The organism is Streptomyces yatensis, from assembly GCF_018069625.1.
In the GTDB taxonomy this organism is placed as follows: Bacteria; Actinomycetota; Actinomycetes; order Streptomycetales; family Streptomycetaceae; genus Streptomyces; species Streptomyces yatensis.
On the sequence record NZ_CP072941.1, the window covers coordinates 2509135 to 2532601 of the forward strand.

Genomic DNA, 23467 nt, shown 5'->3' on the forward strand with positions numbered 1-23467 from the left:
GGCGCTCATGCTCACTTGAGCCTGCTCGACGCGAGGATGGACACGAGGTGAAGCAGGGTTTGCAGCAGGGCGATACCGGCCAGTACGGCAACGCCCAGCCGGGAGAAGAACAGGTCCCCGCGCACCTGGTCCACGATCGCCAGCACCAGGATGAGCAGCGACGCCTCGACCCCGAGGACCAGCCGGTGGAACTTCAGCGCCGCGGCCGCCCTGCGGGCCAGCGCCACCCCGGACGAGCGCGGCTCGGCGGCCGCCTCCTTGACCGGCGGCAGACCGCCCTGGTGCCGGGCGACCCCGACGAGGTCGGTCTCGGCCTTGATCAGGATGGCGCCGAGCGCGGCGAGGGTGCCGAGGAACGCCCACAGCCAGTCGATCCGCCCGGAGCCCCACAGGTCGGCGGCGCGCAGGCCGAAGCCGACGAGCACCGCGGCGTCGCACAGGTAGGCGCCGACCCGGTCCAGATAGACACCGCCCAGCGAGAACTGCTTCTTCCAGCGGGCTATCTCGCCGTCGACGCAGTCCAGCAGCAGGTAGAGCTGGACCATCAGCACGCCGAGCACGGCACCCGCGATCCCCGGCACCAGCAGGGCCGGGGCGGCGAGGGCGCCGAAGACGGTCATCACATACGTGAGCTGGTTGGGCGTGACCCGGGTGTTCACCAGGTGCCGGTCGCAGCGCAGCGAGATTTCCCGCATGTACAGGCGCCCGGCCCAGTGCTCACCGCTCCGCCGGTCCTTGACCCCCGCGGGGTGGACGACCGGGCGGAGTTCAGCCACTGATGGCTTGACTGACTGCTTTGGCATAGTCGGCGTATGCGTCCCTGATCGCGTCGGTTGAGAGGTCGAGGTGCTCGAGGATCGTGTAGCGGCCGGGGCGCGTCTTCGGAGCGAACTCCACGATCTGGACGAACTCGTCCACGGTGAAGCCGATCTCCTCGGGCAGCACGGGCAGGCCGTGCCGGTGCAGCACCTCGGCCATGTGCTCCGACTCCTCATGCGCCCCGCGCAGCCGCATCGCGAAGGCGGCGGCCAGGCCGCACTGCTCGCCGTGGCTGGCGGCGCGCTTGGGGAAGAGGAGGTCGAAGGCGTGGTTGATCTCGTGGCAGGCACCGGAGGCCGGGCGGGAGTCCCCCGCGACCGACATGGAGATGCCGGTGAGCACCAGTCCCTCGGCCAGCACCTGGAGGAAGCCGTCGTCCCCGACCCCGCCGGGGTGGCGCAGCACGGCCTCGCCGGCCTGGCGCGCCATCGCGGCCGCGAGGCCGTCGATCTGCTCGCCGGTCTCGCGGTGGGACAGCTCCCAGTCGGCGACCGCGGAGATATTGGACAGGGCGTCGCCGATACCGGAGCGGACGAAGCGGACCGGTGCCTCACGGATCACATCGAGGTCGATGACCACCGCGATCGGGTTGGGCACCCCGTACGAGCCGCGTCCGGCGTCGTTGTCCAGGGTCGCGACCGGCGAGCACAGACCGTCGTGCGAGAGGTTGGTGGCGACGGCGACCAGCGGAAGGCCGATGCGCGCCGCGGCGAACTTCGCACAGTCGATGATCTTTCCGCCGCCCAGCCCCACGACCGCGTCGTAGTGCCCCGACTTCATGGCGTCGGCGAGCTTGATCGCGTCATCGAGCGTGCCGCCGCCGACCTCGTACCAGCTCGCGCCCGGCAGCGCCGGTGACAGCCGCTCGCGCAGCAGGGCACCGGAGCCGCCGCTGATGGCGATGGCCAGCTTGCCGGAGGAGGAGATCCGCTGGTCGGCGAGGACCCCCGCGAGATCGTCCAGGGCGCCCGCGCGGATGTCGACGACGAGCGGCGAGGGGATGAGCCTCGTCAGTACTGGCACGCGATGTCACGGCCCTTCGCCAGATCGTCGTGGTTGTCGATCTCGACCCACTTGACGTCGCCGATCGGGGCCACGTCGATCTTGAAGCCGCGGTTGACCAGCTCCTGGTAGCCGTCCTCGTAGTAGAGGTCGGGGTCGCGCTCGAAGGTGGCCTTCAGCGCGTCCGCGAGATCGGCGGCGGCCTCGCCCTCGATGAGGGTGACGCCGATGTACTCACCGGTCGCCTCGGCCGGGTCCATCAGCTTGGTGATCTTCTGGACGCCCTTGTCGGGGTCGGCGACGACCTTCATCTCCTCGTCGGCGAGCTGCTTGACCGTGTCCAGGGCCAGGATGATCTTCTGACCGTTGCCGCGCGCGGCCAGCAGGGTCCGCTCGACGGAGACCGGGTGCACGGTGTCGCCGTTGGCGAGGATCACGGTGTGCTGGATCGCGTCACGGGCGCACCAGAGGGAGTAGGCGTTGTTCCACTCCTCGGCCTTGTCGTTGTCGATCAGCGTGAGCTTGAGGCCGTACTTCCGCTCCAGGGCCTCCTTGCGCTCGTACACGGCCTCCTTGCGGTAGCCGACGACGATGGCGACCTCGGTCAGACCGATCTCCGCGAAGTTGCCGAGGGTCAGGTCCAGGACGGTGGGCTCGCCTTCCTTCCCCTCGGGTCCCACGGGCACCAGGGCCTTGGGAAGGGTGTCGGTGTAGGGGCGCAGACGCCGTCCGGCGCCGGCCGCGAGCACGAGGCCGATCATGCGGGTTCTCCTGTTTCGTCGTGTACAGCGGGTGCTCCTGAGGACACCCAGAAGCGGATGCTCTCGATGAGCACCGCCAGCGCGATGACCGCCGCCAAAGCGGTCAACGCGATGGTGAAACCTTGGTTCTGGTGGTGCAGCAGGGCGGCGGCGGCCGTGACCACCACCGTCCGCCCCTCGTGCCCGCCGATCGCCCGCACCAGCCGGCGCGGGGGCGCCCCCGTGCCGCCGCGGATGCGGTACACCGTGTCGTAGTGATGGTAGGCGACCGTCGCAACCAGCCCGAAAGCAGCGGGCAAGGCGCCGTTCACCTCCGCGTAAGCCGCCAGGATCAGGATGGTCCCGTATTCGGCGGCGCGGAAGAGTGGCGGCACCAACCAGTCGAGGGGGCCCTTGAGGGGCGCGGCGACGGCGACGCCCGCGAGGACCGCGTAGAGCACGGCGCATCCCAGGGGCACCCAGGAGCCGAACCCGGCGGCCGCGGTGCCGGCCAGGACGGCCGCGGCACCGAGGGCGGCCGTCAGCGGGGCCAGGTACGAACTCGCCCCGCGCGGGACGGCCTTGGCGACCAGTTCCGCCAGGAGACCGGAGTCCGCGAGTTCGGCGAGGGCGCGGGCGGCCCGGTCCGTGCGCTCCGCGCGGCGGGTGAGCGAGCGCAGCACCCGGCCGGCGGTGGTGTAGCAGGCGGCCAGCGCACAGCCGATGAGCAGCACGTAGAAGGTGATCCGGGGCGTGGTGAACGCCGTCAGCACGGCGATCATCGCCCAGCGCTCACCGATCGGCAGCACGATCATGCGGCGCACCCAGACCGTCCAGCCGACGCTGTCGAGGCGGCCGGAGAGGGCGGCGGTGGGGCTGGTGTTGCCGGTGGCGTCGTGGTTGGCCTCGTTGAAGGCGAAGTCCACGACATGGCGGCAGGTCTGGAGCACCATCGCGCCGAGCGCGAGCGCCCATACGTCGTCACCGCCACGGGCGGCGCCGAGGGCGAGGCCCGCGTAGTAGGCGTACTCCTTGGCCCGGTCGAAGGTGGCGTCCAGCCAGGCGCCGAGCGTGGAGTACTGCAGCGAGTAGCGGGCCAGCTGTCCGTCGGTGCAGTCGAGGACGAACGAGGCGATCAGCAGCACTCCGGCCGAGACGAACCCGGGCCGGGTGCCGGTGGCGGCGCAGGCCGCCGCGATGAGGGCGGTGAGGAGGGAGGCGGTGGTGACCTGATTGGGGGTCAGCCCGCGCCGGGCGCACCAGCGGGCGATATAGCGGGAGTACGGGCTGATGCAGAACGTCGTGAAGAAGCCGTCCCGCGCCTTCACGGCGGACCGCAGCCGCACCCGCTCGTCGTCCACCGCGGCCACGGCGTCGTGCGCCGCGGCCCGCGCCTCGGCGTCCGCGGGCACGTCGGCCACGAGCACACCGAGCTCGGGGCGGTGGACGGCGACGCCTTCGGCGTCGAGGGCGGCGGCGAGGTCGTCCACGCGGGAGTGGGCGCCGATCGCGCTGTCGGGCGAGGCCACGCGCGTCGCCTCGCCGGTCGCGACGGCGGCGTCGGCGACGTGGTCCGGCGCGGCCGTGCCGACCGCACCGGCGGTGGCGGCGCCGCGAGCGCTCGCGTCCGTCTCGGCCGCCTCCGTGACGCCGGCGCGGACCGCCTGGCCCGGGTTGCCGACGGCGCGTACGGCGCCCGTGCCCGGCGCGGGGGCGGCGGGTGCCCCACTGCCATGCCCCGGGGTCCGCGCCGTGGCGGCCGTAGCCGTCACCGCGCGGGCCAGCGCCGTACGGGCCTCCGGCTGGACGCTGAGCACGCCGCGCACCGCGGCCGCGGGGAAGCGGGGGTCGGTGAGGGCCAGCCGCAGGGCATGGACATGGCCGACGAAGCGGGGGTCCACGAGGGCCACCCGCTCATGCGCCGGGACGGTGGCGAGTTCCGCCGTGACCGCGGCGGCATCGGTCGCCGTACGCACGTCGAAGCCCAGCGATCGCAGGCCGTCCTTGAGGGACGAGCCGGCGACCGGCGCACCGGTGAGAATCGCGGTCGACAGACGAACTCACTCCTTGGCAGCTGACATGGTGGCCGCGCCGCTGATGGCACTGGCCTGGGGCCCTTGGAACCATGGGCATCGCACGCCCTTGGCCCGCGGGGCCGGCGGCACGTCCGGCAGAGGCTATCGGATTGATGGAAGCCGCCGTTCACCGCACATTCACCACACGATCGGGGGAACGACCACTTCCGCGTGCCGCGGATCATCATGGTGGATGGCTGCTGTCCTCCACAAACGGCGACCGCCCCGCCACGGATAGGGTGCGGGGCATGACATGGCTGATCACAGGTGGTGCCGGATATATCGGGTCGCATGTCGTGCGGGCCATGGCCGAGGCGGGTGAGTCCGTCGCCGTGCTCGACGACCTGTCCAGCGGGGTACGGGCGCGGCTGCCCGAGGACGTACCGCTGGTGAGCGGCTCCGTCCTGGACCGTGAGCTGCTGGACCGCACCCTCGCTGACCTGCGGATCACCGGTGTGGTGCACCTCGCGGCGAAGAAGCAGGTCGGGGAGTCCGTGGAGCAGCCGCTGCTCTACTACCGCGAGAATGTGCACGGCCTCACGGTGCTGCTGGAGGCGGCCGTCGCGGCCGGTGTCAGCCGCTTCCTCCTCTCCTCCTCCGCGGCCGTCTACGGCATGCCCGATGTGGAACTCGTCACCGAGGACACCCCGTGCCTGCCGATCAATCCGTATGGGGAGACCAAGCTGGCCGGAGAATGGCTGGTCAGGGCGGCGGGCGCGGCCCACTCCCTCTCCACGGCCTGTCTGCGCTACTTCAATGTGGCGGGTGCCACGCGCCCCGAGCTGGCCGACACCGGAGTGTTCAACATCATCCCGATGATGTTCGAGCGGATCACCGACGGAGAGCCGCCCCGGATCTTCGGTGAGGACTACGACACCCCCGACGGCACCTGTGTCCGCGACTACATCCATGTCGAGGACCTCGCCTCGGCCCATCTGGCCGTGGCCCGCCGGCTGGCCGCACAGCCGCGGCCGGGCGACCTCACGGTGAACATCGGCACCGGTCAGGGCGTCTCGGTGCGCGAGATGTCCGATCTGATCGGGGAGGTCACCGGCCGCCCGGAGCTCACCCCGGTGGTCGGCCCGCGCCGGGCGGGCGACCCGGCCCGCGTCGTCGGATCCACCGAACTGATCGCCAAGGAGCTGGGCTGGAGCGCCCGGCACGATGTGCGCGCGATGGTGGAGTCGGCCTGGGAGGGCTGGTGCCTGCAGCACCCCGAGGCCCGGCGCGGCTGAGGGGGCACGGGCGGCGCCGAGCCGGGCGCCGGTGCCGCCGCCGTGGCCTGCGCCCGGCTGACCGGGCACCGGCGCGGCTGATCCGGCCGCGCCCCGGCGCCGTAGTTCACTGGTGAGGAGGGGGCCGCGCCGCCGGGAGGAGGGCCCTACGCACATGGGCGCAGGTCATGACCACGCGCGCGGCCACACCACCGCCGCCGCCGCCCACCGGTGGCGGCTGCGGATCGCCCTGGCCATCACGCTCACGGTGATGGCCGTGGAGATCATCGGCGGCCTGCTCGCGGGCTCCCTCGCCCTGCTCGCGGACGCCGGCCATATGGCGACGGACGCGCTCGGGCTCGCGATGGCACTGCTCGCGATCCACTTCGCCGGCCGTCCCCCGAGCCCGCACCGCACCTACGGCTATGCCCGCGCCGAGATCCTGGCGGCCCTCGCCAACTGTCTGCTGCTGTTCGGCGTCGGCGGCTACATCCTCTCCGAGGCGGTGCTGCGGTTCCTCACCCCGGCTGCCACCGAGGGCGGGCTGACCATCGTCTTCGGCGCCGTCGGCCTGGCGGCGAACCTGGTGTCGCTGGCCCTGCTCAGGGGCGGCCAGCGCACGAGCCTGAACGTCCGGGGCGCCTTCCTGGAGGTCGCGGCGGACGCGCTGGGCTCGGTCGCGGTGCTGGTGTCCGCCGGGATCATCCTCGCGACCGGCTGGCAGGCGGCGGACCCCGTCGCCTCCCTGGTGATCGGCCTGATGATCGTGCCGCGGACGTACAAGCTGCTGCGCGAGACGCTGAACGTCCTCCTGGAGGCGGCGCCGCGAAATGTCGACATGGCGGCCGTACGCGACCACATCCTCGGCCTGCCCGGGGTCGAGGGGCTGCACGATCTCCATGTGTGGACCATCACCTCGGGAATGCCGGTGCTCTCGGCGCATGTGGTGGTCGCCCCCGAGGTTCTGGACGCGATGGGCCACGAGCGGATGCTGCACGCCCTCCAGGGATGTCTCGGGGAGCACTTCGACGTCGCGCACTGCACGTTCCAGCTGGAACCGGGTGGGCATGCTGATCACGAAGCCAAGCTGTGCCACTGACACAGACAGGGGGCACATGTGCGGCAGACTTGGATGTTCACGAGTCGGAACTATGAGGATGGTCATGCCGATCACACCTGCCAACGGCGCCTCCGCCGAGACCGCCGCGCCCTCCGCGCCGAGCGGTTCCGCAGACCCGATCATGCTTGAGCTGGTCGACGAGGACGGTACGACGATCGGCACCGCGGAGAAGCTCTCCGCACATCTCGCGCCCGGCAAGCTGCACCGCGCGTTCTCCGTCTTCCTCTTCGACGACCGGGGGCGGCTGCTGCTGCAGCGCCGTGCGCTGGGCAAGTACCACTCCCCCGGGGTCTGGTCGAACACCTGCTGCGGCCACCCCTACCCCGGTGAGCCGCCCTTCGTGGCCGCCGCCCGGCGCACCGGTGAGGAGCTGGGCGTGGCGCCCGCGCTGCTGCGGGAGGCGGGCACCGTCCGCTACAACCACCCCGACCCCGCCTCGGGCCTGGTGGAGCAGGAGTACAACCACCTCTTCGCCGGGCTGGTGCGGGCGACCCCGCGCCCCGATCCCGAGGAGATCGGCGAGGTCGCCTTCGTCACCCCCGACGAGCTGGAGAAGCTGCGTGACGAGGGACCGTTCTCGGCGTGGTTCATGACCGTGCTGGACGCGGCCCGCCCGGCGGTCCGGGAGCTCACCGGGACGGCGGCGGGCTGGTAGCCGCCCCGGGCAGCGGCAGGGCGGCCCAGACGACCTTGCCGCCGCTCGCCGTGTGGTCGACGTCGTAGACCCCGCCCGCCGCCTCCGTGATCGCCGTCACCAGCAGCAGCCCACGCCCGCCCGTCCCGCCCTGGTCCGCCATCAGCGCGACGGGCCGGTAGGGGTGGTTGTCCTCGACGGCGATCCGGACCCAGTCCCGGCTCAGGGAGACCTCGACGGCGATCTCCGGGGAGAGCAGCGCGGCATGCCGTACCGCGTTGGTGACCAGCTCGGAGACGATCAGGAGCAGACTCTCCACCAGTTCGTCGTCGACCGGCACGCGCTGATGGTCCAGCAGATCGCGCACCGCGTGCCGGGACTGGGGTACGGAGGAGTCCAGGGCGGGTGCGGTGAACCGCCACGTCCCCTCGTAGGCGACCGGCGGCGGGGCCGGGGGCGCGGCGTGTCCCGCTTCTGAGGGGACTCTCCCGAGGATCTCCATGTCCGATACCCACCCCTCGCCGCGCCCGACTACTCGTACCGAGTGTTGAGAAGGTCTGGTACGGACCGATGGAGTACGCACAACTTGACGCTTATCGAGCGTTTTTGATCGTTGGCGTATGCCACGGTCACGCGCTCGACTGTTCCTGCCCGCCAGGGTTCCGACCATGGTGAATCTGCCATGACCAGCCCGGATACGATCCGCGACATGGAGCCCTGTCTGGAGCACGAGGTCGCCGACGGCATAGCGACCGTCGTCATCCGCCACCCCGCCAAGCGCAACGCGATGACCCCCGGGATGTGGCGCGCGCTGCCCCCGCTGCTGACCCGGCTCGCCGCCGACCCCGCCGTACGGGCGCTGGTGCTCACCGGCGAGGGCGACACCTTCTGCGCGGGGGCCGACATCGGCTCGCTGAGCGCCACGTACGAGGAGTCCACCGGGCTCGCGCTGCCCGCCGAGGAGGCGCTGGCCGCCTTCCCCAAGCCGACCCTGGCCCTGGTGCGCGGCTACTGCGTGGGCGGCGGCTGCCAGCTCGCGGCCGCCTGCGATCTGCGGTTCGCCGAGGAGGGCGCCCGCTTCGGCATCACCCCGGCCAAGCTGGGCATCGTCTACGCCACCAGCTCGACCCGCCGGCTGGTCGAGCTGGTGGGACCGGCCACCGCCAAGTTCCTGCTGTTCTCGGGCGAACTGATCGACGCCGAACGGGCGCTGCGCACCGGGCTGGTGGACGAGGTGCTGCCGGCGGGCGGACTCGACAAGCGGGTGGCGGAGTTCACGCGGTCGCTGGTCTCCCGGTCACAGCTCACCCAGGCGGCGGCCAAGGAGTTCGCGGCCGGGCCCGTCGAGCCGGACCGGGCGGCGTACTGGCAGGATCAGGCGCGGCGGAGCGAGGAGGCCGGCGAGGGCATCGCCGCCTTCCTGGAACGCCGCACCCCGCGCTTCCGCTGGACCCCACCGGTCGGATGACCCCCGGCGGAAAGATGGCCGGATCGAGCGGGCTGATTGGGGTTTGGAGGGGATCGCGACGGCGTAAGGGTGGCCGGATCCCGCGGGCCCGATGGATCTTGGGGATACCCGGGCTACCGGGGGTCACTACCTGTCGGTAGCGTGCGGCCATGACCACACTTCCCGAGCTTGCCGCGCGGCGCTGTTACAGCGTCGTCAACCCGCTCCACTCCGCCATCTACTTCGCCCCCGACTTCGGCCAGGAGCTCGCCGAGCTGGGCCTGGAGGACGGCGCGGCCGCGTACTTCGTCGGCCGCGCGGCGCCCCTGGGACGGGTGGGCGCGGGCACCGTCACCGCGACCTTCTTCAACTTCAGCCACGACCTGGTCGCCCGCCACATTCCGGCCGCGTGGGACGTGGTCTCCCCCGAGGCCGCCCTGGAGGCCCGGCTGCGGGCCGCCGACTCGGTGCTGCGGCGGGTGCTGGGCGAGGACATCATCGCCTCCAAGGAGCTGGCCGAGGCCGCGGAACTGGCCCTGCGCGCCACGGAGGCGTGCTCGCGCCTGGCGCGCCCGCTGTACGCGGCCCACGCCGATCTGCCCGTCCCGGACGCCCCGCACCTGGCGCTGTGGCACGCCGCCACGCTGCTGCGCGAACACCGCGGCGACGCCCACCTGATGACCCTGGTCGGCGCCGGGCTGGACGCGGTCGAGGCGCTGGCCTCCCACACCGCGACCGGTCAGGGCATGTCCACCAAGTGGATCCTGCGGACGCGCGGCTACAGCGCCGAGGAGTGGGAGGCGGGCCGCCAGCGGCTGCGCGACCGCGGTCTGCTCACCGCCGACAACGAGCTGACGGAGGCCGGTGAGCAGCTGCGGCAGCACCTCGAGAAGGAGACCGACCGGCTGGACGCGGCGCCGTACGAGCACCTGGGCGCCGAGGGCGTGGCCCGGCTGACCGAGCTGGCCACCGCCTTCTCCACCACCGCCCGCGAGAACGGCGCCTTCCCGGCGGACCTCCGCGGCAAGAGCTGACGCAAGGCCCCCTGGCCCGCCCGTCCGCAGTACGGCGGCCGGGCGGCCACCGATGCCCGCCGCGAGGCCGACCGCGAGTCCCTCCGCCGCCCATCGGACCGCCTCCGCGCGCCGGTCACGGCGGAGGACGAAGCGTGACCGGAGCGCGGGCGCGACGCACCTCCGCCTCCGGGGGCCTCGCCGGTACGGCGCGCCGGCAGGCGCCCCGTCCCGGCGGCCGGCCGCCCGGCCCCGGTCGCGCCCGCAGTACGGCGGCCAGGGCGCCCCGGCTCCAGCGCCGCGGGACGGCACGGGCTTGCCGAGCAGGCCGGGCCGGCGGGTGACGCCCTTTCACCTCCCCTGGCTTCACCGGTATGGCGGGCCGAGCGGGCCGCGTCCGGACGCTGTTCCGCTCGGTTCCGGCGCACCCGACGGGGTCCGGCGCCGGGGCCCGACGAGGGCCCGCGGCAGGGTCCGACGGGCCCCGGTCAGCGGCCCCGCCGGGGCCCGCGTTTGGCAGGAGCACATCGGGATACCCGCTTGTCGTGCGCGATCGGCCGTCTGACAACCGGGCGCCCACACCGCGCGCCGCGTACGCCGGCACCAGCCCGTGCGCCGCGTAGCGAACGGTGCCCGGCGGCCGCCGCCGAGCCGCCACCGATCGACAGGAGGTATCCACCGTGTTCCGTGCCATCGCCGACGTGCTCCGTGCCATCGGTGCCGCCATCGCGACCGTGGTGACGCTCCCCTTCCGCGCCGTTGCCCGCCTCTTCGGCGGTGCCTCCGACGCGGCGAGCGGACCGCGTCGCAGGCGGGTGTGATGACCGTTTCCGGCTGATACCGGTGCCCGCCCGACCCGTACCCCGACCCTCCCGGCCCGCCGAAAGCGTCGGCCGCGACCGCTTCGTCAGTGCCACCTGCCACAATGCAGGAGCAGTGCAGACCGAAAGCGGAGCGTGATCGTGACGACGTCCATCGAAGGCAGGATCGCCGAGGAACTCGGCGTACGGGAACGGCAGGTCAAAGCCGCCGTCGAGCTGCTCGACGGCGGCTCCACCGTGCCGTTCATCGCGCGCTACCGCAAGGAAGCGACGGAGATGCTCGACGACGCGCAGCTGCGCTCCCTGGAGGAGCGGCTGCGCTATCTGCGGGAGCTGGAGGAGCGGCGCGCCGCGATCCTCGAGTCGATCCGCTCCCAGGGCAAGCTGGACGAGGCGCTGGAGGCGCAGATCCTCGCCGCGGACTCCAAGGCCCGGCTGGAGGACATCTACCTCCCCTACAAGCCCAAGCGGCGCACCAAGGCCCAGATCGCCCGCGAGGCCGGGCTGGAGCCGCTCGCGGACGGGCTGCTGGGCGACCCGACCGTGGAGCCCACGGCCGCCGCGGCGGCCTTCGTGGACGCCGAGAAGGGCGTCGCGGACGCCGCCGCCGCGCTGGACGGGGCGCGCGCCATCCTCACCGAGCGGTTCAGCGAGGACGCGGACCTCATCGGCGAGCTGCGCGAGCGGATGTGGGAGCGCGGCCGGGCGGCCACCAAGGTGCGCGAGGGCAAGGAGGAGGCGGGCGCCAAGTTCGCCGACTACTTCGACTTCGCCGAGCCGTTCACCGAGCTGCCCTCGCACCGGGTGCTGGCGATGTTCCGCGGGGAGAAGGAGGAGGTCCTCGACCTCACCCTGGAGCCGGAGGAGCCCTCCGAGGAGACCGGCCCCACCTCCTACGAGCGCTCCATCGCCCACCGCTTCGGCATCGCGGACCGCGGCCGCCCCGCCGACAAGTGGCTGGCCGACACGGTCCGCTGGGCCTGGCGCACCCGCGTCCTGGTCCACCTCGGCATCGATCTGCGGCTGCGGCTGCGGCAGGCCGCCGAGGACGAGGCCGTCCGGGTCTTCGCCGCCAACCTCCGCGATCTGCTGCTCGCCGCCCCGGCGGGCACGCGCGCCACGATGGGCCTCGACCCCGGTTTCCGTACCGGGGTGAAAGTGGCCGTGGTCGACGCGACCGGCAAGGTGGCCGCCACGGACACGATCTATCCGCACGTCCCCCGCAACCAGTGGGACCAGGCCCTCGACAAGCTGGCCGCGCTGGCGCGTGAGCACAAGGTGGAGCTCATCGCGATCGGGAACGGCACGGCGTCCCGCGAGACCGACAAGCTGGCGGGCGAGCTGTGCGGCAGGCACCCCGAGCTGAAGCTCACCAAGGTGATGGTCTCGGAGGCGGGCGCCTCGGTGTACTCGGCCTCCGCCTTCGCCTCGCAGGAGCTGCCGGAGCTCGACGTCTCGCTGCGCGGCGCCGTCTCCATCGCGCGCCGGCTCCAGGATCCGCTGGCCGAGCTGGTCAAGATCGATCCGAAGTCGATCGGCGTCGGCCAGTACCAGCACGACCTGTCCGAGGTGAAGCTCTCCCGTTCGCTCGACGCGGTCGTCGAGGACTGTGTGAACGGTGTCGGGGTGGACGTCAACACGGCCTCCGCCCCGCTGCTCAGCCGGGTCTCGGGCATCGGCACCGGCCTCGCGGAGAACATCGTCTCCCACCGCGACGCCAACGGCCCGTTCGTCAACCGCAAGGCGCTCAAGGGCGTGGCCCGGCTCGGCCCCAAGGCGTACGAGCAGTGCGCGGGCTTCCTGCGCATCCGGGGCGGCGACGACCCGCTGGACGGGTCGAGCGTGCACCCCGAGGCGTATCCGGTGGTGCGCCGGATGGCCACCAAGGCGGGCGGCGACGTGTCCACCCTCATCGGGAACACGGCGGTGCTGCGGGACCTGCGGCCGGACGAGTTCGTGGACGACGCCTTCGGTCTGCCGACGGTCACCGACATCCTCAAGGAGCTGGAGAAGCCGGGCCGCGACCCGCGTCCCGCCTTCAAGACCGCGACCTTCAAGGAGGGCGTCGAGAAGATCGGCGACCTGTCGGCCGGGATGATCCTGGAGGGCGTCGTCACCAATGTGGCGGCGTTCGGGGCGTTCGTCGACGTCGGTGTGCACCAGGACGGCCTGGTGCACGTCTCCGCGATGTCCAAGACGTTCGTCAAGGACCCGCGGGACGTGGTCAAGCCCGGTGACATCGTCCGGGTGAAGGTCCTCGACGTCGACATCCCGCGCAAGCGGATCTCGCTGACGCTCCGGCTCGACGACGAGGCGGGCGCGGCATCCGGCGGCGGCCGGGACCGCGGTCGCTCCGAGGACGCCCGCGGCCAGCGCGGCGGGGGCGGCCGTCGTGGCGCGCCCCAGCAGCGCCAGGGCGGTGCGCCTCAGCAGCGCCAGGGGGGCGGCGGCCGTGGCCAGCGTGGCGGCGGCCGCGACGCGGCCCCGGTGAACGGGGCGATGGCCGATGCCCTGCGGCGGGCGGGCCTGCTCGACCCGAAGAACCGCTAGCCCTCCGGGCGACACCGGGTGCGTCCCGCCGCCCGGCCCCGCCGTCATGGCGGGGCCGGGCGGCGGCTGCTTTCCCCAACCCGCCCCTTCCCGGCTTCTGTCGATATGCGGCTCCGCCGCGCGTGGGGCTCCGCCCCGGACCCCGGTCCTCAATTCGCCGGACGGGCTGAATATCGGCCCGCCCGGCCAGGCCAGGCGGCGGTGGGCTGGGGCACCATCACGTGCGCCGCCCCAGCCGCCGCTGGACGTCGGCCCCGCGCTCTCCCCTCCCCTCCTCCCGCCTGGCGCCTGCGCGCAGCGGAGCTGCCCCTTCTGACCCGGCCTGATCCACGCGCGTTCCCAGGCCGACCGGGCTCCCGGTCGCCAGGGGCCGTGGGGCCCGTGGAGGTGCCCAAGGTGATCGCGCGAGTGCGGGCGTGGGCTGCGTGGGGCCGGGCGCTAGTAGTCCACGGGGGTGACCCGGACCGTCTCGCTGGTGCGGGCCGTCAGGAAGGACCGGCCGCGGATGGCGCGGGGGTCCAGGGGGATGCGGTGGGTGCCCGGGGTCAGGACGGTGTCGAAGAGCTCGCGCGCATGGGGCCGGGACAGCCGGTCGAGGCGGTGGGCCGTCAGTCTCACCCGGCAGGCGGACGCGACCTCGACCACCGCCTCGGCGCCGCCCGCCACCGCCGTCAGGCCGAGGAGGCGGCGGCGGTCGTGCGGGGTGCGGTCCAGGGCCTGTTCGACCTGGGCGACGAGCAGGGGGACGATCGGGGCGAGCGCGGTGACGCACACCGCGTCGGAGCGCGCCGCCGTGAAGGCGTCCCGGACCGCGTCACGCTCGCCCGGGCCCACCGTCCGGCCGAAGACCACCGCACCGTATTTGCGCAGCTCATCCGCGTGGGCGCCCACCGCGTCCAGGGTGATCTCGGCACCGATGCCGATGGTGCGCAGCGCGGCGGCCAGCTTGGCGAGGACGGCGGCGCGCTGTCCGATCAGCAGCGCCCTCGGGCCCGTCGGGACCTCGAGTGCGGGCGCGCCGTCGGCGGTCAGCAGCCGCTTCAGCACGGCCCGGTACTGCTCGCCGGGGAAGCGGTAGGGGCCGATGTCGTGGTAGCCGTCGCGCTCGGCGTCCGGGGTGTCGCCGGTCTGCCAGACGAAGTCACGCCAGATGACGTCCGGCCCGTCCCGCTCGACGACGGCGGTGACGGCCCCGCACTCCAGCCCCTCGCACTCCGGGCAGCCGTAGATGACGCACCGGCCTCCCTCCAGCGGCGCCTCCGCCTCCAGCAGCAGCGTCCGCACCTGCTCGGCGAGGCCGGAGGGCCCGATGTCGGCGGCGAGCGGTGAGACCGCGTCGAGGTCGGCGAGGCGCGCCAGCAGCGGCCTGCCGTCCACCACGAAGTCCAGGAAGTCGCGGTGGGTTTGGTACGCGCCATCGGCCAGCACACCGCCCGCGCGCATCGCCGGCGCCAGCCCGAACGTCACGTACTCGGAGGTCATGCGCCAAGTATTCCCGTTACGGGACGTATCGGGGGGAAACCGGCGGTGCGCCGGGCGGCCCGGGTCGCCGCTTCGACCCGTACGGGACACCGCGTCAGCCCGTACGGGACGCCGCCGACACAAACTGCCGCCCGGACCGATCGGTCCGGGCGGCAGGTGTCACGGCCGCGCCCCGCGGGGCGGCCACCGGAGGGCTAGGCCGCCTCGATGAAGTCCGGTGCGCGGTTCGGGTGCGCCCCGAAGGGGCGCGGGGCCGTGTCAATACGCGGCTCCGCCGCGGCTGTGTCGATACGCGGCTCCGCCGCGTGGCCGGCCACGACACAGCCGCGGATGAACGACCGCACCTCGCGGCCCTTCCCGCGGAGCGCTCAGCGGCTCCTGGCCGCGGCGGCGCGATCGCCCGATCCGTCCGCGCCGTCCCCGTCCCCGTCCTCGCCACCGGGCGAGGCGTCGGAGTCGGCGTCGGGCGGGGTGGCCGGGCCGATGCGGATCTCGAACTCGCCGTCGTACTTCTCATGACCGGCGATGACCGCCATCTCGACGGCCTCCTCTCCCCGCTCGCCCCGCACGATCAGCGGGTCGCGGCGCAGATCCTTCAGCAGCGCCCAGCACAGCCCCACCATCACCAGCGTGAACGGCGCGGCCACCAGGATCGTCAGGTTCTGCAGCCCGGTGAGGGCATCGCCCCCGCCACCGCCGATCAGCAGCATCACGGCCGCCACCGCGCCCGTGATCACGCCCCAGAAGATGACGACGAAGCGGGTCGGCTCGAAGGCGCCCTTCTGCGAGAGCGTGCCCATCACGATGGACGCCGCGTCGGCGCCGGAGACGAAGAAGATGCCGACCAGGATCATCACCAGGACGCTCATCACGCCGGCGATCGGGTACTGGTCCAGCACTCCGAACAGCTGCCCCTCGGGGGTGGATTCCTTCCCCAGCCGGCCCGCGGCCTGGAGCTTCATCGACGAACCGCCGAAGATGGCGAACCACAGCAGGCTGACGCTGCTCGGCACCAGGATCACGCCGCCCACGAACTGCCGGATGGTGCGGCCGCGGCTGATCCGGGCGATGAACATGCCCACGAACGGCGTCCAGGAGATCCACCAGGCCCAGTAGAAGACCGTCCAGCTGCTCAGCCAGTCCGCGACCGACTTGCCGCCGGTGGCCTCGGTGCGGCCCACCAGCTGCGGCAGATCGCCGATGTACGAGCCGATCGAGGTCGGCAGCAGATCGAGGATGATGATGGTCGGGCCGGCCACGAAGACGAAGACCGCGAGGAAGAGCGCCAGCACCATATTGATGTTGGACAGCCACTGGATGCCCTTGGCGACACCGGAGACGGCGGACGCGATGAAGGCGACGGTCAGGATCGCGATGATGGCGACCAGCAGCCCGGTGCCCACGTCGCTCTTCCAGCCCAGCACCTCGATACCGCTGCCGATCTGCAGCGCGCCGAGGCCGAGCGATGCGGCGGAGCCGAAGAGCGTGGCGAAGATGGCCAGGATGTCGATGACCCGGCCGGCCCAGCCGTTGGCGTTCCTCGAGCCGATGAGCGGTGTGAAGACCGCGCTGATCGTCTGCCGGCGGCCGCGGCGAAAGGTGCTGTACGCGATGGCCAGGCCGACGACCGCGTAGATGGCCCAGGGGTGCAGCGTCCAGTGGAAGAGCGTGGTGGACATCGCGGTCTGCATCTTCTCGGCCGCGCTGCTGGGGTCGGTCCCGGGCGGCGGGGTGATGAAGTGCGACAGCGGCTCACTCACGCCGTAGAACATCAGACCGATGCCCATGCCCGCGCTGAACATCATCGCGACCCATGAGACGGTGCGGAATTCGGGTTCCTCGCCCTCCTTTCCGAGGGTGATCTTGCCGTAGCGGCTCATGGCCAGCCAGAGGGCGAAGATGACAAACCCCGACGCGGCCAGGACGAAGGCCCATCCGCCGTTGTGTATGAGCCCGGAGAGCATGCTGTCCGAGACTCTTTCCAGGGTGTCGCTGGCAACGGACCCCCAGATGACGAAGGCCAGCGTGAGCGCGGCGGAGACGCCGAACACCACGCGGTCCGTCCGGGGGGCCGCATGGGGCCCGGCGGAGTCGGCGCCGGGAGTATCCACGGGGGCCGGGGGGTCGCCGCCGACGTCCCCCGCGCTTGTACCTGTCTGCGGCACGCAAAAAACCTTTCACTGGGGGTTTGGCTGACGGATTTCCGGCTACCCAGCACTTTGAGATGCATGCCAACCGGCCATGTGGCCGGTGTTTTAGTATGCCATCAATGCGTCATGTCAGCATTTGTCCACCGGCTGCCCGGCGGTGAGGTGGTACGCGGCGCGGCCGTCCAGCAGCAGCGGTACGAGCGCGCGGGCCGACTGGCGCAGCGGTACGAAGGCACCTCCGTCGCCCTTGGCGGGCCGGGCCGTCACCCCGTGCAGGGCCAGTTCGTCCCGCACCTCGCCGTATTGGGCGGCGTCCAGCCGGTAGCCGCACGGCGGATCCTGCAGGACCGTGCCCTCCTGCGGCGGTTCGTTGTCCGCGCCGCCGAGGTAGACCGGGCCCCGGTCCGCGTAGCCGGCCAGCCGCGCCGCCGTCGTGGCCGCCTCGATCCGGCCGCGGCGCTCGGTGATGAAGTCGAAGGCGCCGTTCAGGGCGGCCAGATGGGAGCCCACCCGGCGGCGGTTGTTGACGGCGGGGTCGGCCTTCTCGGCGTCGGTCAGCGGGTCGACCCGGGTCTCGACCAGCAGCCCTACGGAGTGCTTGACGCCCGCGGTGTTCCGCAGGATCCGCTCCTGTCCGTCGCCCGCCACCTGCTTGACCGGCTCCCCGGTCTCGGGGTCGGTCCAGATGCCGTAGACGCCGGTGGTGTGGCCCGCGGCCTCGACGCCGGGGCGCACATAGGTGTCCGACAGGGTCCGCGCCTCGTGGTGCACCGGGTCCTGGGTGTTGAGGTTGCGCGGCCACAGGGCCAGCAGGTCCTTCATGTAGTACGGGACGGCCGCCCCGTACTCATGCAGGTCGTAGACGGTGTCCGGGCGCCAGTCGCGGATGACGCCCGCCATCGCGCGGGACTCGGCGGTGCTGAGGGCGACATGGTCGCGGTTGATGTCCACGCCGTCGGAGTTGCCGCGGGTGTCGGCGGCGCGACCGTCGGGGTTGGCGGTCGGGACGACGAGCACCTGGGTGCGCTCCAGGAAGCGTCGGGTCCGGCGGTCCTTGGCGTAGGCGAGGTCGCGGACGGTGGACAGACACGCCTCCCGGCCGGAGGGCTCGTCGCCGTGCTGGGAGCAGATCAGCAGCAGGACGTTGCCGCGCGCCGCTCTGTCCGGGTCGGCGGGCGCGGCCGGGGCGCCGATCCGCACCAGCCGCAGCGGCCGCCCCTGCGCGGTGGCGCCGATCCGGTCGACGGCCACGCGCGGGGCGGACTTGTCGACGGCCGCGAGGAAGTCCGCCTCCTCGGCCTGCGTGGTCCACCGTGCGCCATGGCTGATCTCGAACCCCGTACGCGGCGGACGCTGCTCGGCCCGCGCGGGCGCGCTGAGGAACGACCCGGTCAGCAGCGCACCGATCGCGCCGCAGGCGGCGCTGCGGAAGAGGGGTGACCGCGAGAACACGAAGGACCTCCTGGGGTGAGAGGGATACGGGGTGATATCGGTGCCGGCGTCCTGCCACGGCCCGCCGCCGGTGGGCCCCCGCGCGGCGGCGGGGGCCCACCGGCGCGGGTCAGTCGTGGACGGACATGAACGGGAGCGGGGTGCGGTGCTGCGGCGCCCGTACGCCCTTCAGGGGCGGTGTGGCCGCCGTGCGCGAGGGGGCGGCCGCGGCCTTGGGGGCGCCGCCGACCAGCGGCAGCCGGGCCGAGGTGCGGGGCAGATCCAGGGTCAGCCGCGGGGTGGTGGACGGCGGTTCGAGAAGGCCCGCGTCGGTGCCGGCGATGATCAGCCCGAGGCGGTGGCCGGCCGGGACGACATGGTCGGTGGCCGCGAGGTCCAGGGTGATGGTGTACGCCTTGCCCGGGGTCAGCGGGCGGCCCTTGCCGTCGTCCGCGAAGTTGCCGAGGTCGGCCCAGCCCCGGCTGAAGACCGTGTAGTCGACGTCGGCCCGGTCCGCGGCGGTCTCCTTGAAGCAGGCGCTGTCGCCCGCCGTGCTGCTGCCCCAGCAGCTGCGCCGGTCGAGGGTGGTGATGCCCTCGCCGCTCCCCGTGTAGTTCCGGATGGTGGCCGGGCCGAGGTCGACCAGGACCGCGGAGAGATGGGCGCTCGTGGTGGAGGGCGTGGCGGTGACGGTGACCGTGCCGGAGCCGGACAGCCGCAGGTCCTTCTTCAGCGGACCGGTGGTGAAGCCCGCCTTGCCGGGTGTCGAGGTGTCGATGGCCGCGGACCAGTCGGCCTCGCTCAGCGCGGGGTCGTCGGTGAAGGTCTCCGTGGCGCCGGGCTCGGCCCGCTCGGTGCCGAGTACGCCCACTCCGGCCGTGGCCCCGCCGCGCGCACGCAGCGTGGTTGGCCGGGTGCCGGACGGGGGCCAGACCCGGTCGGTGGACCACTGGTCGGGGGCGCGCTCGACATCGGCCATCGGCTCGCGCTCGATGCCGTTGTCGATACCGAGCAGGTAGTGGTCGAACCAGCGGTGCAGGGTGCGCACCCACTCACCGCGCCGGAAGTCGAACGGGTCGACATGCCCGGTCTGCGAGAGCCAGATCTTGCGCTCGACACCCGCGTCGGCGAGCGCGTTCCACCACTGTCCGAGGTGCTTGGTGCGGACGTTGAGGTCCTGCGCGCCGTGCACGGCGAAGACGCTGGCCCGCACCTTGTCCACGGCCGGCACATAGTCGCGCTCGCTCCACAGGCCGGTCCAGTCGCCGCTGCGCGGGGCGCCCTCGACGAGACGTTTCTGTACGGCGGCGCAGTGGGCGTGGGCGTCATCGCTCTCGATGGCGTCCGAGAGTCCGTCGGGGCCGGAGTCGTAGAGCGCGGCGCCCTTGGCGAAGTAGTAGTCGTACCAGGAGGAGATGGCGCCGATGGGCACGATGGTCTTGAGCCCCTTGACGCCGGTGGCGGCGACCCCGTTGGCGACGGTGCCGTCATAGCTCTTGCCGATCATGCCGGTGGCGCCGTTGGACCAGCTCGCCTTGACCGGCTGCCCGCCGGTGCGGGTGGAGTACGCGGTGGCGCGGCCGTTCAGCCAGTCGACCACGGCCTTGGCGGACAGGATGTCGGAGCGGCCGCCGACGTCCACACAGCCGTCGGAGCGGTTGGTTCCGGCGAGGTCGACCAGGACGGTGGCGTAGCCGCGCGGGACGAAGTAGTTGTCGTAGAAGAGCGGGAAGAGGACCGGATTCCCGGCGGCGTCATAGGTCTTGGTCTGGCTCTCGTTGCCGCGGCCGCAGCAGGAGTAGTACGGGCTGGCGTCCATGATGACGGGGACGCGGCGGCCCTGCGCGGCGGGTTCGCGCGGCCGGACGATGTCGACGGCGACCCGGTCGGTCTCTCCGTCCGCGTCGCCGTCGATCGTGGTGTCCACCCATACCGATTCCCGGATGGCGTTCTCGTAGGAGTAGGCGGGTCTGCTCTCGGATCTGCCATCCGGTGCGCTCGGCGCCGCGGAGGCGGCGTGGGCGGCCGGGGCGCCGAGCGGTGGCAGCAGGGATATGGCGGCCGCGACCAGCGCGGTGACCGCCGACAGCACGAGTGTGGTCCAGGGGATGCGGGGTGTCCGCGTCGGTAGCAGCACGGCCGGACGGTAGCGCGAGTCAACTCCCGTACAGAAGAGGGCGATACGTGTCGCGATCGGGTCCGAGTCGATTCGCGTTGCGGCCGGATGTCGATTGGATGTCGGACGGCGTGATGGACGTGAGGTGCGTGTGAGGAGTACATAAGGTCACGAGTGATCGTTCTCCCCTACGAGTTGGAGGACTCGTGCGTCACCACAGACTTCTCGTCCCGGGCGCGGCCGCGGCCTGCCTGCTGCTGGCGATCCCGGCGTCGGCGGCCGATGCCACACCGGGCGCCCCCGGCATCGGGGACTCCTACTACCCCTCGTACGGGAACGGCGGGTACGACGTCTCCCACTACGACCTCCGGCTGAAGTACCAGCCGAAGACCGACCGGCTGGAGGGCACGGCGACGATCGTGGCCGACGCCCGGCAGGATCTGTCCCGGTTCAACCTGGACTTCGCGCTCGATGTGAGCGAGGTGCTGGTGGGCGGGAAGAAGGCCGCCTTCACCAAGACCGGCGACCATGAGCTGGAGATCACCCCGGCCGCGCCGCTGACCGTCGACCGCCCCTTCACCGTGGTCGTGCGCTACAGCGGTACCCCCTCGAAGGTGGTGGCGAGCGGGTTCACCTCATGGCTGCGCACCCCGGACGGCGGGATCGCGGCCAACGAGCCGGAGTCGGCGTGGTGGTGGTTCCCGAGCAATGACCATCCGCTGGACAAGGCCACCTACGACGTGTCGGTGGCGGTGCCGGACGGAACGCAGGCGATCAGCAACGGCGCCCTGCGGTCGACCAGCTCCCAGCTGGGCTGGACCCGCTACAACTGGCGCTCCGCCAAGCCGCAGGCCACGTATCTGACCACGCTGGCGGTCGGCAAGTTCGACATCACGACGGACACGACAGCCAATGGTCTGCCGGTGATCAACGCCTACAGCAAGGACCTCGGGGACAACGCGGGGGCGGCGCGGGCGAGCGTGGAGCGGTCGGCGGAGATCGTGGACTGGGAGTCCACCGTCTTCGGCCCGTACCCCTTCGACGCGCTGGGCGGCTATGTGCCCAATGTGCCCACGGGCTACGCGCTGGAGACCCAGACCCGGCCGTTCTACAGCCCGAAGGGGTTCGCCAAGGGCGCGAACACCTCACTGATCGTGCATGAGCTGGCCCATCAGTGGTTCGGCGACAGCGTCTCGCTGAAGGACTGGCGCGACATCTGGATCAACGAGGGCTTCGCCAGCTACGCCCAGTGGCTGTGGTCGGAGAAGGAGGGCGAGGGCACCGCGCAGGAGCTGGCGGACTACACCTACGCCTCCTACCCGGCCGACGACCCCTTCTGGAAGGTCGAGCCGGGCAACCCGGGGCCGGAGAACCAGTTCCATGACGCGGTGTACGACCGGGGCGCGCTGGCCCTCCAGGCGCTGCGGAACCACATCGGCGACAAGGACTTCTTCGCGATCCTCAAGGGCTGGACGACGGAGAACCGGTACGGAAACGCCTCGGTCAAGGACTTCGTGACCTATGCGGAGAAGGTGTCGGGCAAGCCGCTGGCCGCGCTCTTCGACACCTGGCTGTTCACCCCGTCGAAGCCTGCCGCCGCGCAGGCGCGGGCGGCGGAGCTGAGCCCGGCCAAGGCGCCGGTGCGGCCGAAGTCGTGGCAGCGGATCCAGGACACGCACCGCACCCACGGCCGCTGAGCCGCCCGGGCCCGGCCGGGGTCACCCACCCCCGGCCGGGTCCCCCACCCCGGCCGGGGCCCGGCGCCTCTGCGGTGCGGTGGCGCCCACCACGCCATGGGCGCGCTCGTCCGGCCCGCCGACTGGTGCGGCGCCGACAGGCCGCCCGCGCCCGCAGTGCGCGCCAGGCCTCAGGTCACGGCCTTGGACCGAGTCCGCTCACGGCCACGCGGCCCCGCCCACGGCCCCTGGCCACGGCCCCTGGTCACGGCCCCTGCCCACGCCCCCTGGTCACGGCCGCTGCTCGCGGCCGTCCGCGCGGGCGCGGCGCCGGGCCTCACGCGCGATGGGCAGATAGCGCAGCCGCTCGGGCAGCAGCGGGACCACGATCCGGACGACCCTCCCGAACCACCGCAGCCGCCGCTCCTGCCCCCGCGTCCATCCCAGCCCGATCGCCTCCCGGGCGTCCGGCGGCATCAGCCCGACGGTGAGGAACGCGCGGAAGCGGGTGAACAGCGGGCGCAGCAGCGGCCACAGCAGCCGGGGCGGCAGCGGGCCGGGCGCAGGGACGGGCGCGTCGGGCGCGGTCAGTTCACGCGCGACGACGGTCGGTTCCAGCCGTTCGCGCACCATCGAGCGGTAGTAGGGCCAGAACTCCTCGACGGATCGCGGCATCTCGTGGTCGTCGATGCCCAGCACCCGTCCGATCCGCAGCCATTCCCCGTACAGCTGCCGCTCCTCGGCGGCGGTGAAGGGACGGGTGCCCAGATAGCGCTGGGCGCGCAGATAGACCGGATAGCCGGTGGCGTGCACCCAGGCGTAGACGGGCGGGTCCAGTGCGCGGTACGGGCGGCCGTGTGCGTCGACGCCCTGGATGGACGCGTGGAGCCTGCGCAGCCGGCGGCCCTCCGCCTCGGCCCGCGCCCCGCCGTACACCCACAGCTGCACCGACCGCAGGGAGCGCTCGCCGCGCCCCCAGGGGTCGGTGCGGAAGACGGAGTACTGGTCCACGCCCGCCCCGACGGCCGGATGCGCCACCTGCATGGTCATCGCGGCCGGCAGGGCGAGCAGGCTGCGCAGCTCCCCCGCCACGGCCCACAGGATGCCGCCGGCGGGCGGCGGGTCGTGGCCTTCGGTGGGGCGGCGGGGGCGCTGCGTGCTCATGGGACCATCGGTG

At 72.5% G+C, this 23467-nt stretch carries 18 protein-coding genes; 8 read left to right on the top strand and 10 right to left on the bottom strand.

What is annotated here, in order from left to right; all coding sequences use genetic code 11:
• Positions 1-11 precede the first annotated feature (11 nt).
• Genes J8403_RS10020 through J8403_RS10035 form a run of 4 tightly spaced genes read right to left on the bottom strand, consistent with a single transcriptional unit; the run spans position 12 to position 4537 of the window.
• Positions 12-803, bottom strand: a complete 792-nt coding sequence (locus J8403_RS10020) for a CDP-alcohol phosphatidyltransferase family protein (protein ID WP_211122866.1) — start codon at positions 801-803, stop codon at positions 12-14.
• Positions 769-1842 carry an iron-containing alcohol dehydrogenase family protein gene (locus tag J8403_RS10025; protein WP_211122867.1) on the bottom strand — a complete coding sequence of 358 codons (1074 nt, stop codon included), beginning with the start codon at positions 1840-1842 and terminating at the stop codon, positions 769-771. The genes J8403_RS10020 and J8403_RS10025 overlap by 35 nt, the downstream gene beginning before the upstream one ends.
• Entirely contained in the window at positions 1830-2582 is a 753-nt protein-coding gene (locus J8403_RS10030; protein ID WP_211122868.1) for a phosphocholine cytidylyltransferase family protein, read from the bottom strand. Before J8403_RS10030 ends, J8403_RS10025 begins: the two co-directional genes overlap by 13 nt.
• Positions 2579-4537, bottom strand: coding sequence for a DUF5941 domain-containing protein (locus J8403_RS10035; RefSeq protein WP_246585778.1), 1959 nt, complete (start codon positions 4535-4537; stop codon positions 2579-2581). Before J8403_RS10035 ends, J8403_RS10030 begins: the two co-directional genes overlap by 4 nt.
• A 347-nt stretch (positions 4538-4884) precedes the next feature.
• Here J8403_RS10035 and galE point away from each other — a divergent pair, with 347 nt between their 5' ends.
• The 3 genes from galE to idi all read left to right on the top strand — a co-directional run bounded on the left by galE (position 4885) and on the right by idi (position 7625).
• A complete protein-coding gene (gene galE, locus J8403_RS10040) occupies positions 4885-5871 on the top strand; it encodes a UDP-glucose 4-epimerase GalE (RefSeq protein WP_211122869.1) in 987 nt (328 codons plus the stop codon).
• Between the two features lie 154 nt (positions 5872-6025).
• The gene (locus J8403_RS10045; protein WP_211122870.1) at positions 6026-6949 is read left to right on the top strand and encodes a cation diffusion facilitator family transporter; all 924 of its coding nucleotides are present in this window, start codon (positions 6026-6028) and stop codon (positions 6947-6949) included.
• 64 nt (positions 6950-7013) lie between these two features.
• Positions 7014-7625, top strand: coding sequence for an isopentenyl-diphosphate Delta-isomerase (gene idi / locus J8403_RS10050; protein ID WP_211122871.1), 612 nt, complete (start codon positions 7014-7016; stop codon positions 7623-7625).
• Here the strand turns inward: idi and J8403_RS10055 are convergent.
• A complete protein-coding gene (locus tag J8403_RS10055; RefSeq protein ID WP_211122872.1) occupies positions 7600-8106 on the bottom strand; it encodes an ATP-binding protein in 507 nt (168 codons plus the stop codon). The genes idi and J8403_RS10055 overlap by 26 nt on opposite strands.
• A gap of 207 nt (positions 8107-8313) precedes the next feature.
• On the opposite strand from J8403_RS10055, the gene J8403_RS10060 reads away from it, so the two are divergent.
• The 4 genes from J8403_RS10060 (at position 8314) to J8403_RS10075 (ending at position 13435) form a co-directional block, all read left to right on the top strand.
• A complete protein-coding gene (locus tag J8403_RS10060) occupies positions 8314-9072 on the top strand; it encodes an enoyl-CoA hydratase/isomerase family protein (RefSeq protein ID WP_211128166.1) in 759 nt (252 codons plus the stop codon).
• Positions 9073-9221: 149 nt separating this feature from the next.
• Positions 9222-10085, top strand: coding sequence for an SCO6745 family protein (locus J8403_RS10065; protein WP_211122873.1), 864 nt, complete (start codon positions 9222-9224; stop codon positions 10083-10085).
• A gap of 659 nt (positions 10086-10744) precedes the next feature.
• Entirely contained in the window at positions 10745-10885 is a 141-nt protein-coding gene (locus J8403_RS10070) for an LPFR motif small protein (protein WP_157857073.1), read from the top strand.
• A 141-nt stretch (positions 10886-11026) separates the two neighbouring features.
• Positions 11027-13435, top strand: a complete 2409-nt coding sequence (locus J8403_RS10075) for a Tex family protein (protein ID WP_281427912.1) — start codon at positions 11027-11029, stop codon at positions 13433-13435.
• Positions 13436-13873: 438 nt separating this feature from the next.
• Here J8403_RS10075 and J8403_RS10080 read toward each other — a convergent pair whose 3' ends face one another.
• The 4 genes from J8403_RS10080 to J8403_RS10095 all read right to left on the bottom strand — a co-directional run bounded on the left by J8403_RS10080 (position 13874) and on the right by J8403_RS10095 (position 20635).
• Entirely contained in the window at positions 13874-14917 is a 1044-nt protein-coding gene (locus tag J8403_RS10080; RefSeq protein WP_211122875.1) for an oxidoreductase, read from the bottom strand.
• A 368-nt stretch (positions 14918-15285) separates the two neighbouring features.
• Positions 15286-17028: a BCCT family transporter gene (locus J8403_RS10085; protein ID WP_211128167.1), complete on the bottom strand. Its 1743-nt coding sequence runs from the start codon at positions 17026-17028 to the stop codon at positions 15286-15288.
• 168 nt (positions 17029-17196) lie between these two features.
• A complete protein-coding gene (locus J8403_RS10090; protein ID WP_211122876.1) occupies positions 17197-18519 on the bottom strand; it encodes a M14 family metallopeptidase in 1323 nt (440 codons plus the stop codon).
• Between the two features lie 109 nt (positions 18520-18628).
• Complete coding sequence (locus tag J8403_RS10095) at positions 18629-20635, bottom strand: Xaa-Pro dipeptidyl-peptidase (protein ID WP_246585779.1); 2007 nt, start codon at positions 20633-20635, stop codon at positions 18629-18631.
• A gap of 185 nt (positions 20636-20820) precedes the next feature.
• On the opposite strand from J8403_RS10095, the gene J8403_RS10100 reads away from it, so the two are divergent.
• Positions 20821-22311: a M1 family metallopeptidase gene (locus J8403_RS10100; protein WP_211122877.1), complete on the top strand. Its 1491-nt coding sequence runs from the start codon at positions 20821-20823 to the stop codon at positions 22309-22311.
• A gap of 270 nt (positions 22312-22581) precedes the next feature.
• Here the strand turns inward: J8403_RS10100 and J8403_RS10105 are convergent, their stop codons facing one another.
• Positions 22582-23454, bottom strand: a complete 873-nt coding sequence (locus J8403_RS10105; RefSeq protein ID WP_211122878.1) for an oxygenase MpaB family protein — start codon at positions 23452-23454, stop codon at positions 22582-22584.
• Positions 23455-23467 lie beyond the last annotated feature (13 nt).